The 14,679-nt window shown below is 72.3% G+C and carries 11 protein-coding genes; 9 read left to right on the forward strand and 2 right to left on the reverse strand.

Annotated elements, in window-relative coordinates; translation table 11 throughout:
* Positions 1-318 precede the first annotated feature (318 nt).
* Complete coding sequence (locus O7617_RS20125; protein ID WP_282257365.1) at positions 319-3,660, forward strand: DEAD/DEAH box helicase; 3,342 nt, start codon at positions 319-321, stop codon at positions 3,658-3,660.
* Positions 3,657-4,565, forward strand: a complete 909-nt coding sequence (locus O7617_RS20130) for an SWIM zinc finger family protein (RefSeq protein WP_282257366.1) — start codon at positions 3,657-3,659, stop codon at positions 4,563-4,565. Before O7617_RS20125 ends, O7617_RS20130 begins: the two co-directional genes overlap by 4 nt.
* Before the next feature lie 4 nt (positions 4,566-4,569).
* Here the strand turns inward: O7617_RS20130 and O7617_RS20135 are convergent, their stop codons facing one another.
* The gene (locus O7617_RS20135; RefSeq protein WP_088988248.1) at positions 4,570-4,827 is read right to left on the reverse strand and encodes a DUF3040 domain-containing protein; all 258 of its coding nucleotides are present in this window, start codon (positions 4,825-4,827) and stop codon (positions 4,570-4,572) included.
* A gap of 466 nt (positions 4,828-5,293) precedes the next feature.
* Here O7617_RS20135 and O7617_RS20140 point away from each other — a divergent pair, with 466 nt between their 5' ends.
* From O7617_RS20140 to O7617_RS20160, 5 genes are read left to right on the forward strand one after another with little or no spacing between them, the layout of a single operon-like run.
* Positions 5,294-7,378, forward strand: a complete 2,085-nt coding sequence (locus O7617_RS20140) for a DUF1800 family protein (protein WP_282257367.1) — start codon at positions 5,294-5,296, stop codon at positions 7,376-7,378.
* An 8-nt stretch (positions 7,379-7,386) separates the two neighbouring features.
* Positions 7,387-8,769 carry a DUF1501 domain-containing protein gene (locus tag O7617_RS20145; RefSeq protein WP_282257369.1) on the forward strand — a complete coding sequence of 461 codons (1,383 nt, stop codon included), beginning with the start codon at positions 7,387-7,389 and terminating at the stop codon, positions 8,767-8,769.
* Entirely contained in the window at positions 8,766-10,184 is a 1,419-nt protein-coding gene (locus O7617_RS20150) for a ferredoxin reductase family protein (RefSeq protein ID WP_282257372.1), read from the forward strand. Before O7617_RS20145 ends, O7617_RS20150 begins: the two co-directional genes overlap by 4 nt.
* A gap of 13 nt (positions 10,185-10,197) precedes the next feature.
* A complete protein-coding gene (locus O7617_RS20155) occupies positions 10,198-10,797 on the forward strand; it encodes an FMN-binding protein (RefSeq protein ID WP_282257374.1) in 600 nt (199 codons plus the stop codon).
* A gap of 49 nt (positions 10,798-10,846) precedes the next feature.
* Positions 10,847-11,569, forward strand: a complete 723-nt coding sequence (locus O7617_RS20160) for an FAD:protein FMN transferase (RefSeq protein WP_282264806.1) — start codon at positions 10,847-10,849, stop codon at positions 11,567-11,569.
* Between the two features lie 265 nt (positions 11,570-11,834).
* Here O7617_RS20160 and O7617_RS20165 read toward each other — a convergent pair whose 3' ends face one another.
* Complete coding sequence (locus tag O7617_RS20165; protein ID WP_282257376.1) at positions 11,835-12,515, reverse strand: bifunctional DNA primase/polymerase; 681 nt, start codon at positions 12,513-12,515, stop codon at positions 11,835-11,837.
* A 237-nt stretch (positions 12,516-12,752) separates the two neighbouring features.
* Between O7617_RS20165 and O7617_RS20170 the strand changes: the two genes are divergently transcribed.
* Entirely contained in the window at positions 12,753-13,982 is a 1,230-nt protein-coding gene (locus O7617_RS20170) for a helix-turn-helix domain-containing protein (RefSeq protein ID WP_282257378.1), read from the forward strand.
* A 16-nt stretch (positions 13,983-13,998) separates the two neighbouring features.
* On the forward strand, positions 13,999-14,571 hold the full coding sequence (locus O7617_RS20175) for a flavoprotein (RefSeq protein WP_282257379.1): 573 nt from the start codon (positions 13,999-14,001) through the stop codon (positions 14,569-14,571).
* Positions 14,572-14,679 lie beyond the last annotated feature (108 nt).

Raw genomic sequence — 14,679 nt, forward strand, 5'->3', positions numbered from 1 at the left:
CCGTCGCGGGCCTCGCGTGGGCCTCGCGCGCCTCGCGTGGGCCTCGCGCGCCTCGCGCGCCTCGCGCGTCTCGGGCGCCTCGCGCGCCTCGCGTGGGCCTCGCGCGCCTCGCGTGGCCAAGATCAACACGAGTTCGCTGATGTCGGGGTGTCCGACCGACGTGGATACCGCGATATCGGCGAAGTCGTGTCGATCACGCAAGCGGGTCCGCCACGATGCCGGTGCGCGCCGTACGGCGAGCCGGTTCGGCGGTGGCTGCGGACGCAGGACCCGGCGGGCCGCCTATTCTGGGGCGCGGGCGGCGACGAGGGGGAGTAGGTGCTGGTCATCCACGGGCTGTGGTCGCCCGGCGACGGCTCGACCGGCAGCCTCGCCGTGTGGGCCGAGGACAGCACCGCCCCGATTCCCGCTCCGCGCTCGGGCCGACCAGCCCGGGACCGCCCACACCCGTTCGCCGCCGGGCACGTTGACCTGGCCGCCGTCCTCGCCGACGCCGCCGAGCCGACCCGGCCGGACACCGCGCTGCTCACCCTGCCCACCCGGGCGGGCGCGCCGACCGACTCACCCGAACTGATCCGGGCCACCGTCGCACCCGCGACCCGCGGGCGGCTCACCCTCGCCGGGTGGCGCGTTCCCGTCCTGGTGTACGCCCCAGACGACGCGCTGTCGCTGCTACGCGCCCTGGACGACCTCCCGGCGGTGCCCGGGGCAACCCTGCGTCACCTCGCCGAGCTGGCAGACTTCGCCGCCGACCTGGTGACCCGTGGCCGCGTCCTGCCCGGCGTCAGCGCGACGTCGGCGAGCCCTACCCCGGCGACCGTCTCGCCGCCGAGCACCACCGCGCCGCCTGTCCCGTCCGCGAGCATCCCGGCGGCAGGGGCTTCGTCGGGCGGTGCCGCGCAGGTGTCGGCGCGGGCGGTCTGGCGTCCGCTGCTGACCGGCACCGACGCCGCGTGGGCGCGATCGTTGGCGCTGGCCCTACCACCCGCCGCCCGGGCCGCCGTCGTGCGGCCCGACGTCGCCGCCGCCCCGCCGCACCCCGCCCCCGCTCTGCCCTCCACCCCGACCACCGCGAGCCCGGCTGCCACGGGCCCCGCCGCCGTCGACCTGCCCGGCGCTGCCAGGGTGGCCGGTGGTGCGGGCGGGCGTGAGCTGACGGCGGCCGAGGTGGTAGCGGATGCGCTCGACGCGCTGACCGACGCCGCCGCGCGGGCCGCGCTGGCGACCACCACGCTGTCCCGGGGGCTGCGGCCGGGTGGTCCGGCACCGGCCTGGCTGGCGGCGCTCACCGGTCCGCAGCGAGATTTCACAGTCGACGCCACGGCGTTGGCCACCCTCCGCGACGAGCTGAACGTCTGGCAGCGGGACGCCGCCGGCGGCCCGGTGCGGGCCAGTTTCCGGCTGGTGGAGCCGGCTCCGGACGAGGTCACCGAGCCGATCCTGGCCACCCGCCCGGCACCGGGAGACATCGTGCCGGCATCGGTCGAGTCCTCCGGCGCTGCGCGGTGGCGGTTGGAGTTCGGGTTGCAGGCGGCCGACGAGCCCGGCCTGCACGTCGACGCCGGCCAGGTCTGGCGGGCACCGCAGACCCTCGGCGGCCTGACCGGGCGTACGGGCAACCCGCAGGAGACACTGCTCGCCGAGTTGGGGCGGGCCAGTCGGCTCTGGCCGGACCTGGACGCGGCACTGCGTACCGCCGCTCCGGAGGTGATGCAGCTCGACGTCGAGGGGGCGCACCGGTTCCTCAGCGAGGGCGCACCGGTGCTGCACGCGGCCGGGTTCGGGGTGCTGCTGCCGTCCTGGTGGCAGCGCCCGTCGGCGCGGCTCGGCGCCCGCCTGCGCGCCCGCAGCCGTACCGCGCCCGGCACGGTGAGTGGCGCCGACGCCGGTGTCGGCCTGGACGCCCTGGTGGACTACCGCTGGGAGATCGCCCTCGGCGACCAGCCGCTGTCCGCCGAGGAGTTGGCGGAGTTGGCCGAGCTGAAGACCCCGCTGGTGCGGTTGCGTGGCCGGTGGGTGGAGCTGGACCCGGGGCGGCTCGCCGCCGGTCTGCGCCTGCTCCGGTCCTCCGGTGAGTTGACGGTCGCCGACCTGCTCCGCCTCGGGCTGGCCGACGGCGAGGCCACCGGCGCGCTACCGGTGTTGGAGGTGACCGCCGACGGGGCGCTGGGTGACCTGCTCGCCGGTGCGGTCGAGCGGCGGCTCACCCCGCTGGAGCCGCCGCCGAGCTTCCAGGGGACGCTGCGGCCGTACCAGCAGCGGGGTTTGGCGTGGTTGGCGTTCCTGCGCTCGCTCGGGTTGGGCGGCGTGCTCGCCGACGACATGGGGTTGGGCAAGACGGTGCAGCTGCTCGCGTTGCTCGCCGGGGACCCACCGGACGCCGGGCCGACCCTGCTGGTCTGTCCGATGTCGCTGGTCGGCAACTGGCAGCGGGAGGCGGCCCGGTTCACGCCGACGCTGCGGGTGCACGTACACCATGGGGCGGAGCGGGCGCGGGGGGCGGAGTTCACCGCGGCCGCGCACGGCGCGGACCTGGTCCTCACCACCTACTCGGTGGCCGCCCGCGACGCCGCCGACTTGGCCGGCATCGACTGGCACCGGGTGGTCGTGGACGAGGCGCAGGCGATCAAGAACGCGTCGACCCGGCAGGCCGAGGCGGTCCGTGCGTTGCCCGCGCGGCAGCGGGTGGCGGTGACCGGTACGCCGGTGGAGAACCGGCTCGCCGACCTCTGGTCGATCATGCAGTTCGTCAACCCGGGCCTGCTCGGGCCGGCGGCGACGTTCCGTAAGAGGTTCGCCGAGCCGATCGAACGCAACGGCGACGCCGAGGCGGCCGAGCGGCTGCGCCGGATCACCGGCCCGTTCGTGTTGCGTCGACTCAAGACCGACTCGTCGATCATCTCGGACCTGCCGGAGAAGTTGGAGATGGAGGTGCTCTGCAACCTCACCGCCGAGCAGGCAGCGCTCTACCGGGTGGTGGTCGACGACATGCTCGCCCGGATCGAGAGCAGCGACGGCATCGAGCGACGCGGTCTGGTGCTGGCCACCATGACCCGGCTCAAGCAGGTCTGCAACCACCCGGCCCAGTTGCTGCGCGACGGTTCGGCGTTGGAGGGGCGCTCCGGCAAGCTGGCCCGGCTGACCGAGATCCTGGAGGAGGTGCTTGCGGCGGGGGAGAAGGCGCTGCTGTTCACCCAGTACGCCGAGTTCGGCGCGATGTTGCGCGGTCACCTGTCGGCTCGGTTCGGCCGGGAGGTGCTGTTCCTGCACGGCGGGCTCGGGAAGGCCGAGCGGGACGCCATGGTGCAGCGTTTCCAGTCGGCGGAGGGCCCGGCGCTGTTCGTCCTCTCCCTGAAGGCCGGCGGCACCGGCCTCACCTTGACCGCGGCCAACCACGTGGTGCACGTGGACCGGTGGTGGAACCCGGCGGTGGAGGACCAGGCCACCGACCGGGCGTTCCGGATCGGGCAGCGCCGTCGGGTGCAGGTCCGCAAGTTCGTCTGCGCGGGCACCGTGGAGGAGAAGGTCGCCGCGATGATCAACGACAAGCGCGCCCTCGCCGAGCGGGTCGTGGGCACCGGCGAGCAGTGGATCACCGAGCTGTCCACCGGCCAGTTGCGGGAGTTGTTCGCCCTGGAGGCCGGGGCGGTGGTGGAGTGAGCGAGCCCGGCACCGACCGGTTCGCCGACTACGGGCGCCCCCGCCGCGTCGACGGGGGTCTGCGGGCGCGCAGCGCGCGGGGTGCCATCGGGCGCTCCTGGTGGTCCCGGCGTTTCCTGGAGGTGCTGGAGTCGTTCGCGCTGGGCACCCGGTTGACCCGAGGTCGTTCCTACGCACGTGCCGGCCAGGTGCTGACGCTCGACATCGCACCCGGCCGGGTCAGCGCCGTGGTGCAGGGCTCCCGCCCGAAGCCGTACCAGGTGTCCATCGCACTGCGGCCGTTCCCGGCCGCGCTCTGGTCCCGGATCGAGGAGGAGTTGGCCGGGCAGGCGTTCTTCAGCGCCCGACTGCTCGCCGGAGACCTCCCCGACGAGCTGGAGGAGTTGTTCGGCGCCGCCGGGGCGCCGCTGTTCCCGGCCGCTGTGGACGAGCTGACCCAACGCTGCAACTGCCCCGACTTCGCCGTCCCGTGCAAACACCTGGCGGCGACGTTCTACCTGCTGGCCGAGGCGTTCGACGCGGACCCGTTCGAGTTGCTGCACTGGCGTGGTCGGTCCCGTGCGGAGCTGCTGGACGAGCTGCGCGCCCGGCGGGTGCAGGCCACCGGCGCCGTCGCGCTGCCCGAGGCGGTGGACCCACCGTCCGAATCGGACGGTGGCCCGTCGACCGTGGCGCCGGTCGGCGCGGCCCGCGCGCTCGTCGGACTGTCGACGACTCCGCTACCGGAGGCGGTGGACCGGTTCTGGCTGCCGCCGGTGCCGTTGCCGGACCAGCCGCCTCGACTGGTGACCGCCCCCGACCTGCTGCTCCGCCAGCTCGGCGCGCCGGCACCCGCCATCGGGGGCCCCGGAATGCTCGAACGGTTGCGCCGCGCGTACCGGGCGTTCGGCCCGGACGGCAGGTGAGCCGTCACGTCCAGCGGCGGCGGAACCGCCACATGATGGCCGCGTTCGCCACCAGCACCACCGCGCAGATCGCACCGGTCAGCCGACCGGCGAACACGGCTATCGCCGGCAGCGACGCCCACAGCACGATGGTCAACAACATCAGGTAGCGGCCCCTGCGGGCCCGGACCCGGTGGTCCAGCCGCTTGAAGAATGCCGGGTCGCTCTCCCGGAGCTGACGGGTGATCTGGTCGAACCTGCGCTGATCCTCTTTGCTGAGCATGGCGCTGCCTTCCCCTCACGCGTTCAGCGGTTCGGCGGCATACCCGCTGTGGTGCCGGCTCACGCTCGCCTGCTGCAGCTACTTTTCCTCCTCGCGAGGCCCGGTGACGTCGAGCGCGCAGACCATCGTGAGGTCACCTCATGTCCGGCTTACCTGAACCTTAAGTTTGTCTGTGGTCGTGAACGACGCGGAAAGTGGCGCGTACGGCGGTGTGGTCCGGTCCGTACCCGGCCGCCGCACGTCCGCCCTGCTGAGAAGGTCTGCGCCCGTCCCCGCCCCGCCGACCGGCGCAGAAGCCGCACTGAACGCTGTCTTAAGTGCCCTCGGGAGGGTGTTCGGCCCACCTTGAAGGGCCCCGGGGGCTTGGTTACCTTGCCGTAGCAACTCCCCTCAGGCAACAGTCGCCGCACCTGCCGCACCTGCCCGGTCGCAGCTTCCGGCGCTCATCAGAAATCGGGATTGGTACATGGCCGACCAGAATGTGCCACCACGTCAACCGCGGGACGACCGCGGTTGGGACGGACGCCAGCACCACAACGCGGACGGCTACGGCGACCCCAACGCGTCCGCGCCCTACGGGTACGACTCGCCCCACCCCTACCAGGGCGGCTACCCCGCACCGGCCGACCCCCGTGAGCAGTACGGCGAGGGTTACGCGTACGCCGGGCAGCCCGCCCCGCGCGGGCCGCAGTGGGTCGGCCCGGAAGGGCTCGGTCACCAGGTAGCGGCGCGGCCCGGCACCGGACTGCCCACTCTGGACGACGACGAGTCGGGCCCCAGGGTCGGCCGGCGCAAGGCGATGGTGGCCCTCGGCGGCACCGCCGCCGTCGTCGCCGGTGGCGCGGCGCTCGCCATGACCCCGCAGCTCCGCGGCATCTTCGGTGACGAGGTGGCCGGTGACGCCACCGGCAGCACGGTCACCGACGGCACCGCCGCACGGCCCAGTGGCCAGCAGCCCAGCACGGTGCGTACCTACACCGAGCAGAACGAGAGCTACATGGGCTCCCGGGCCGGTGAGGCGCTGAAGAAGAACGCGCCGGCCGGTGGACGGATCCTCTCCGGCCCGGCCGCCGCCGCCGCGGCGACCGAGGTGACGGTGAAGACGGTGCTGGCCAAGGACCCGATCCTGCACCTGGCCCGCCGGGCCACCTTCGGGCCCACCCCCGAGGTCGTCGCCGACATCAAGAAGCAGGGCATCGACGCCTGGGTCCGCGCCCAGTTGGACCCGGACAAGATCGCGCCGAGCAAGGCCGAGCTGAAGCTCGCCGAGCTGCCCACCCAGAAGCTCAGCGTGCAGCAGTTGCGGACCCAGCGGGACCAGCTCAACGAGCAGGGCGCCCAGCCGGAGCGGGAGATGGTCGACGCGACCATCGCCCGGCAGATCTGGTCGAAGCGCCAACTCTTCGAGGTGATGGTCGACTTCTGGAACGACTTCCTGCACGTGGCGGCCGACTTCGACGGTGGCGAGGTCTACCGCAACTCGTTCGACCAGGACGTCGTGCGTAAGCACGCGCTGGGCAGCTACCCGGAGATGCTGATCGCGGCGAACAAGCACCCCGCGCTGCTGATCTACCTGAACCAGAAGGACTCCCGCAAGGACGCGATCAACGAGAACCTCGCCCGGGAGAACCTCGAGCTGTACTCGGTCGGCGTCGACGGCGGCTACAAGGAGCCGGACGTCCGCCAGGCCGCCATGCTGCAGACCGGCCGTGGCATCGACAAGGACGGCAAGTACGTCTTCAGGCCCGAGCAGCACTACGTCGGCAAGGTGAAGATCCTCGGCTTCACCCACGCGAACAACTCGTCGGACCCGAAGAAGGCCGACGCGGCGATCGACGCGTACATCACCTACATCGCGCTGCACCCGTCGACGGCCAAGTACGTGGCGCAGAGCCTGGCGACCCGGTTCGTCTCGGACACTCCGCCGAAGTCCCTGGTGGACCGGCTGGCCAAGGTCTACACCTCCAACAACGGCCTGATCAAGCCGGTGCTGATGGCGATGTTCTGCTCCACCGAGTTCTGGGCCGCCGTGGGCCAGAAGGTGCGCCGCCCGATGGAGTACCTGGTCGCCACGTACCGCACCCTGGGCGTCTCGCCGGAGGCGTCGCCGAAGCACAACAACGGCGACAACAAGCGCACCCCGTACGCGCGGGGCCTGCGGCAGATCCACGACAAGCTGCGCGAGTTGGGCCAGTTCCCGATGGGACACCCCACCCCGGACGGCTACCCGGACGTCTACGTCGCCTGGACGTCGGCCGGCACCATGGTCAACGGCTGGAACGAGGCGGGCGAGATCCTCGCCGGCTACCGCACCACCTTCACGTACACGGCGCCGGAGAAGCTGGTCGCCAAGCCGCCGGCCACCGCCGGGGCGTACGTGGACGCGCTCTCGATGCGCCTGGTGGGCCAGAAGCTGAGCACCCGGGAGAAGAACCTGATCCTCGGTGTCGCCGGCGTCGCGGCCACCGCCAAGGTCGACGCCACGTTCAACGGGGCCATCACCGCCGTCGCGCGGGCGATCCTCGCTTCCCCCCAGCACCACCTCCGGTGAGGCACCCGATGGAGAAGACTGTGTACAACTCTTTCCCCCTGCACCCCGAATGCCCCGACGTGCGGCGGCTGGCCGACAACCCGGCCGAGGCGATGCTGCGCGCGGAGGCGGACATCGTCGCCGCCGAGAACGCCGCCGAGCTGGACCGCTACCGCACTCTCGAGAACCTGGAGGAGGCCCAGCAGGACGGTCGCGGCGTCACCCGGCGGACCTTCGTCGCGGGTGCCGCGGCCACCGCCACCGCCCTGGCCACGGCCCAGTTCGTCACCACGTCGGCGTCGTTCGCGGCGACCAAGACCGGCACCCTGATCCACGTCTTCCTCTACGGCGGGCTGGACGGGCTGAGCCTGGTCGCACCGGACAACGACCCGGTGCTCAGCAAGGCCCGCCCCGACCTGCTGCTCGGCAACGACTCGTTGGCCCTGGGCCGCGGGTTCAAGCTGACCAGCGCGTTCAAGCCGCTGGAGAAGTGGCTCACCGCCGGCCAGCTCGGCTTCATCCCGGGCGTCTCGGACGAGCGGCTGTCGCGCAGCCACTTCCAGGCCGCGGACGCCTGCAACCTGGGCGGACTGCCCAACGAGACCGGTGGTCGGGGCTGGCTGGACGGTCTGGTCGACAACCTGGGCAAGGGCACCGCGTTCCGCAGCGTCGGCATCGGCAGCACGCTGCCCCGCTCGCTGGTCGGCAACAACGGCGCGTTGTCGCTGAACAGCGTCGGATCGTTGCGGCTCAACGGCGACGAGAAGTACCGGGCGGCCACCGAGAAGGCCATCAAGGGGCTCTTCACCGGGATCAACCACCCGGTCGAGGAGGCCGTGCAGGAGGGCATGGGCGCGCTGGCCACCGCCCAGAAGCTCGCCGCCAAGCCGTACGAGCCGGTCGAGGGCGTCACGTACGAGGGCGTCGGGAACGCGTTCAAGCAGCTCGCCCAGCTGATCAAGGGTGGCGCCAACGTCCGGGTCGCCACGGTCGGCATGGGTGGCTACGACACCCACGAGAACCAGGGCACCAGTGCGGGTGGCCAACTGCACCGCCGGTTGAACGAACTGGCCAAGGCCATGGCGGCCTTCTTCACCGACCTCGGTCCGCAGGCCGCCGACGTGACGATCATGGTGTCCAGCGAGTTCGGCCGCCGGGTCGGCTCCAACACCGGCGGCACCGACCACGGGCACGGTGGCGTGGTCACGGTGCTCTCCGGCAAGAAGCTGGCCGGCTCCCTGCTGGGCACCTGGAACGGGCTGGACAAGCTGGACTCCGGTGACGTGCCGGAGTACAACAACATGTTCAACGTCTACGGCGCGGTGGCACAGGGCCGGTTCGGGCTCACCAACGCCGAGGTCCAGAAGGTCTTCCCCCGCCAGAAGTACGCCCCGATGAAGCTGTACGCGTGACGTACCCGCACACCCACGCCGCCGGCCGTCGTACCGGGACCTCGTCCCGGCACGGCGGCCGGTCGGCTGCCCCCGTACCCCCGCAGATCCCGGACCGGCGCGGACCCGGCGGCCGACGGCTGCTGGGCGTGCTGCTCCTGGTCGGCCTGGTCGCCAGTGTGCTGCCGTGGTGGTTGGGCACCCCCGCCGGTTCGTTGCGCAGCACCGCGGCCACCGTCACGGCGGCGGGCCGGATCACCGGCCTGATCGCCGGCTACCTGCTGCTGGTGCAGGTGCTGATGATGAGCCGGCTGCCCGTGCTGGAACGCTGGATCGGCGGCGAGCAGATGGCCCGCTGGCACCGCGACGTCGGGGCGACGCTGCTGGTCGCCGTGCTGGCGCACCTGTCGCTGATCCTCGTCGGCTACGCGGACCTGCGGAACCAGTCGATAATCGCCGAGGTCGGCACGCTGCTCGGCGACTACGAGGACATGGTCTCGGCGTTCGTCGCCACCGGCATCATGATGCTGGTCGGCTTCAGCAGTGTCCGGGCGATCCGGCGGGCGTTGCCCTACGAGCTGTGGCACGCGCTGCACCTGTCCAGCTACCTGGTCCTGCTGCTCGGCTTCGGCCACCAGTTCACCCACGGCGCCCAGTTGTACAAGCCCGGTCCGGTGCGTACCGGCTGGATCGCGCTCTACCTGCTGGTGGTCGCCGCCCTGCTCTGGGGGCGGGTGATCGCGCCACTGGCGTTCAACCTGCGGTACAAGCTGCGGGTCGCCGACGTGGTCGCGGAGAGCCCGGACACCATCTCCATCTACCTCACCGGTGAGCGCCTCGGTCGGCTGACGATGCTCGGTGGCCAGTACTTCCGCTGGCGCTTCCTCACCCGAGGTTGCTGGTGGCAGTCGCACCCGTTCTCCGTCTCCGCCGCCGCGAACGGTCGCTGGCTGCGGCTCACCGTCAAGGTCGTCGGCGCGCACACCGCGGACCTGCGCGACCTGGAGCAGGGCACCCGGGTCTGGGCGCAGGGCCCGTCGGGCACCTTCACCGCCGCGCACCGGGTCCGGGAGCGGGCCCTGCTGATCGCCGGCGGCAGCGGCATCACGCCGATCCGGGCCATGTTGGAGGAACTGCCCCCGGGCGCCGCCCTGATCTACCGGGCCCGCACCCCGGCCGACGTGCTGCTCAGCCGGGAGCTGGACTGGCTGGCCCAGGAACGGGACACCTCCGTCTGGTACGTCATCGGCTCCCGCGACGACCCCGGCCCCCGCCAGCTGATCAGCCCGGACGGGTTGCGTCAGCTGGTGCCCGACGTGGCCCGGCGCGACGTCTACCTGTGCGGGCCACCCGGGCTGGTGGAACAGTCGGTGCGCGCGCTGCGCCGTGCCGGTGTGCCCCGGCGGCAGATCCACCTGGCCACGTTCGAGCTGTAGGAAGGGCACCCCCATGCGTCGCGCGTTCCTCGCGATCACCGGCCTGGCCGCCAGCACCACCGCGCTGGTCGTCTTCAAGGGCTCCCCGGCCACCAACCAGGTCGCCCAGAACCTGCCGACCGTCCAACCGGTCGACCCCACCGGGCAGGTCGTCGACCCGGGCGCCGACCCGAACGCGCCGGGCACCGACCCGGCGGACGGCGCGGCGACGCCGTCCAGGAGCGCCGACGCGCCGGTGTCGCCCAAGCCCGGCAAGACCACCGCCCGCCCGTCGGCCACCAAGACCACCAAGGCCCCGAGCGCGCCACGCACCACCAAGCCACCCCAGTCGACCAACCGCCGGGTCACCGGAGCCGGCTTCGACAACGAGTACGGGTACGTGCAGGTGCAGATCGTGGTCTCCGGCAACCGGATCGTCGAGGCCGTCGCGTTATCGCTGCCCAGCGGCGGCGAATCCGACATCCACAGCAGCGACGTCAGCAACGCGTACGACGGCACCGGCGGGGAGGTGGTGCGGAAGCAGAACGCCAACCTCAACACCGTCTCCGGTGCCACCGAGACCAGCAACTCCTACAAGCAGTCGCTGCGGTCCGCCATCGAGCAGGCGTTCTGACGTGTCGACCGCGCTGACCCGACCGGGTCTCTGCCGGGTCGAGCAGATCATGGGTACGGCGATCACGGTGGACCTCGCCGACGACCTGCCACCGGCACGGGCGGGTGAGCTGGCGGACGACGTCTTCGCCTGGATGCGCGAGGTGGACGCCCGCTTCAGCACGTACCAGCCGGACAGCGAGGTGTGCCGCTTCGACCGGGGTGAGGTGCTGCTCTCCGAGGCGTCGGCGGACCTGCGGTTCGTGCTGGAGACCTGCGCCGACCTGTGGGGCGTCACCGACGGGTTCTTCGACGCGTACGCCACCGGGCGGCTCGACCCGTCCGGTTTCGTGAAGGGCTGGGCAGCGCAGGTCGCCTCGGACCGGCTGCTCGCCGCCGGTGCCGCGAACCACTGCGTGAACGCCGGCGGCGACGTGCGCGTACGCGGGATGTCGCCCTCCGGGGAGCCGTGGCGGATCGGCATCCGGCACCCGTGGGACGCGATGGCGACCTGCCTGGTGCTCACCGGGACCGATCTGGCCGTGGCCACCTCCGGGGTCTACGAGCGGGGTCGGCACGTGCTGGACCCGCGCCGGGGCGCGCCGGCCGGCGGGCTTCGCTCGGTGACCGTCGTCGGCACCGACCTCGGGGTTGCCGACGCGTACGCCACCGCCGCCCTGGCCATGGGAACCGCCGGTCGCGGCTGGCTGGATCGCCTGGACGACCACACCCACGCCGTCGTCACCGACGACGCCCGCCACTACTACTCCGCCGACATCCCGCTGACCGACTAGCGGATCGGGCGGTGGGTGCCGGCCGGGCGGGAACCGGTGGGGCGGGGGCGGCCGGGGCGCGAGCCGGACGGTCGGGTGCCGGCCCAGCCGTGTCGTCGGTGGCCGCGTCGGGGCGGTTCGGTGCCGCCCGGATGGGACGCTCTGTCGTTCGTGGACATGTCTCCCCCGATCGTGGCGCGCGCTCGCGCCGTCCCCCTGTCAACGAGGACCCGCGCCCCGGCGACGCTGTCGGTCACCGGATGGATCGTCGGACGGGGCGTCTTCTTCACATTCCTCGTCGGGGCAGCGGCAGGTGACCGGGCACCAGGTCGGGGGTGAGCGTCACCCCGGTGGCGCGTAGCGCCCCGATCAACGTGTTCTGCACGAGGTACGAATCCGGAAGTCGCCAGCGGGCCTGCTCGGGGGCGACCGCCCAGCGGACCGTCCCCTCGGGCAGCCGGGTGGGTGGTGCGGGGATCCACGAGCCCGGTCCGTGCCGGACCACGTGGAAGCAGTGCTCCAACTCCGGCCGCAGCGGGTCGCCGGGGCGGACCAGGAACATCCACCGCCCGGTGGGCGTGGCCAGCACCGGTCCGCGTACGCCGGTGCCGGCCGGGTGGATCCGCACCGCGTCGAGCACGAGCCGTCCGAGGTGGGTGGGCACCTCCAACACGTCGAAGGCCCGGCCGGTGGGCAGCAGCACCCCGTGCGGGCGGCTGCGCCACCAGGTCGCCACCCGGGCCGGGTCGGCGCTGGCGGCCAGTTCCCAGTTCTCCAGGGCGGGGTGGCAGCCCACCGTGGGACAGCCGGCCCGGCCGCAGACGAAGCGACTGCGGGCCAGACAGGCCCCCGGGGTGACCTGCCAGCCGTGTGCGGCGTACCGCATGGCGACCCGGCGCAGCCGGACGCGTTCCAGCGGCGACAGTTCGACGACGCGCGGTCCGACATTCCCCCACATGTGTGCCATCTCCCCTCCTCGGGCCCGGCGTTCGCCAGGTCCCATGTCGAGCACCGTCACTGCCGTAACCCACGATCGTTGAGGTTGACGAACGGCTCGTGCAACTTGCACGAAAAGTACGAGGACTGGCTGTCCGGCTGACGTACATCGTGTGCGACCAGCGGAAACGTGAAAGTGAATGAAGGCCGCCGCGCCCGGGGACATCGCTTCGACTCGATCGGTCGTCGCGCAGGGGAGGATGGGGAGATGGACGAGCTACCCATAGGACGGCGGGTCGCCTACTGGCGCGGACGGCGCAAGATGTCGCAGCAGGTCTTCGCGGACCGGCTGGGCAAGTCGAAGAGCTGGGTGGACAAGGTCGAACGCGGCGTCCGCCGGTTGGATAAGTTCTCCGTCCTCTACGAGATCGCCGACATCCTCCAGGTGGACGTCCAACTCCTCATGGGCAAGGACCCGGAGCGCCGCACCGACGCGTTGAACTGCATCGACCAGATCGAGGTGCAGGAGATCCGGGCGGCGCTGGAGCGTTACGACTCGATGAGCGCCTACTTCGACGCGGCGCCCTCGCCGCCGCCGCTGGACGACATGCGCAAGGCCGTCAACCACGCCTGGCTCACCTACCAGTACGGCCGCTACGGGATGCTCACCCGGGCGCTGCCCAAGCTGCTGCGCGACGCCCAGGCGGCCGACGCCGCGTACGGCGGGGACCGGGGCGTCGAGGCGGCGCACCTGCTCGGGCAGGTCTACCAGATCGCCTCGTCGGTGCTGCGTAAACTCGGCGAGTGCGAGCTCGCCTGGCTGGCCGCCGACCGGTCGATGGCGGTGGCCCAGCGGGCCGACGACCCGCTGCTGGCCGGGATCGCCACCACCCGGGTCTGCAACGCGCTGGTCGCGATGGGTCGGGCCCGGCCCGCGTTGGAGCTGAACGTCCAGATCGCCAACCGGCTGGCCCCGGGTGGCGGCAACGATGTCTCCCCGGCCCGGCTCTCCGTCTACGGGATGCTGCTGCTCCAGGGTGCGATGGCCGCCTCGCGGATCGGCGACACGGCGAGCGTCGACGACCTCATCAACTGTGCGCAGGAGGCCGCCACCCTGCTCGGCGGCGACCACAACCACTACTGGACGTCCTTCGGTCCGACCAATGTCGAGTTGCACCGGGCCGCCGCCGCCGTCGAGTTGGGCGACGGTGGTCGGGCCGTGGAGGTGCACCGGCTCCGCATCGCGGAGCCCGCCTTCAACGCCCTGCTGCCCGAACGCCGCGCCCACCACCTGCTCGACATCGCCCGTGGCTACGCCCAGATGGGCGACGTGGCCAACGCCGGCGAGATGCTGCTGCTCGGCGACCGGCTCGCCCCGTCGGAGATCCGCTGCCGGCCGATCGCGCACGAGGTGATGTCGGACATCCTTCGTCGCACACGTGGTGCGCCGCCTTCTCCGGTAGCGGAGTTGGCTGAGCACATGGGAGTAGGGGTATGAGCGCGGAGCCGGTCTGATGGCCGGTTCACCGCGCACCAGCGGGCACCGTGAGGTGCTCTACGTCATCGCCTGCGGCTCACCGCTGGCACGGCACGTCGGCCTCCTGGTCGACCTCGCCCAACAGGATGGTTGGGACGTCTGCGTGGTCACCACGCCGGACGGCGCGAAGTTCGTCGACCAGTCGGCACTGGCCCGGCAGACCGGCCATCCGGTGCGGACGCACTACAAGAATCCGGGTGACCCGGACGTGCTGCCGCCCGCCGACGCCATGATCGTCTGCCCGGCCACCGTCAACACGGTCAACAAGTGGGCGGCGGGCATCGCCGACACCCTCGCGCTCGGCCTGCTGGTCGAGGCGCAGGGCAAGGGCATCCCGATCGTGGCGGTGCCGTACACCAACGTGGCGATGGCCGCCCACCCGGCGTTCCGGGCCGGGGTGGCGCGGCTGGCCGAGTGGGGTGTCACGGTGCTCTTCGGTGATCACGTCGTCGCGTTGCACCCGCCGGGCACGGGGGAGCAGCACCTGTCCGCCTTCCCGTGGGCGAAGCCCCTGGCGGCGTTGCACACCGTCGCCGCGAACGCCGCCTAGGCTCACCAGGACCGGCAGGCCCGGACGACCGCCTCGGGAAACGCGGCCCGGCGCTTCGGGTCGACGCGGCCGGGCGGGCGTCACCGCCCGAGGGCCCTCGCGCCGGTA

This window comes from Micromonospora sp. WMMD1155 (assembly GCF_029581275.1).
Taxonomy (GTDB): Bacteria; Actinomycetota; Actinomycetes; order Mycobacteriales; family Micromonosporaceae; genus Micromonospora.

Coding starts and splice junctions, on each gene's coding strand:
- O7617_RS20135 (WP_088988248.1), bottom strand. CDS start 4,827: ATGCTCAGCAAAGAGGATCAGCGCAGGTTCGACCAGATCACCCGTCAG.
- O7617_RS20140 (WP_282257367.1), top strand. CDS start 5,294: ATGGCCGACCAGAATGTGCCACCACGTCAACCGCGGGACGACCGCGGT.
- O7617_RS20145 (WP_282257369.1), top strand. CDS start 7,387: ATGGAGAAGACTGTGTACAACTCTTTCCCCCTGCACCCCGAATGCCCC.
- O7617_RS20155 (WP_282257374.1), top strand. CDS start 10,198: ATGCGTCGCGCGTTCCTCGCGATCACCGGCCTGGCCGCCAGCACCACC.
- O7617_RS20160 (WP_282264806.1), top strand. CDS start 10,847: ATGGGTACGGCGATCACGGTGGACCTCGCCGACGACCTGCCACCGGCA.
- O7617_RS20165 (WP_282257376.1), bottom strand. CDS start 12,515: ATGGCACACATGTGGGGGAATGTCGGACCGCGCGTCGTCGAACTGTCG.
- O7617_RS20170 (WP_282257378.1), top strand. CDS start 12,753: ATGGACGAGCTACCCATAGGACGGCGGGTCGCCTACTGGCGCGGACGG.
- O7617_RS20175 (WP_282257379.1), top strand. CDS start 13,999: ATGGCCGGTTCACCGCGCACCAGCGGGCACCGTGAGGTGCTCTACGTC.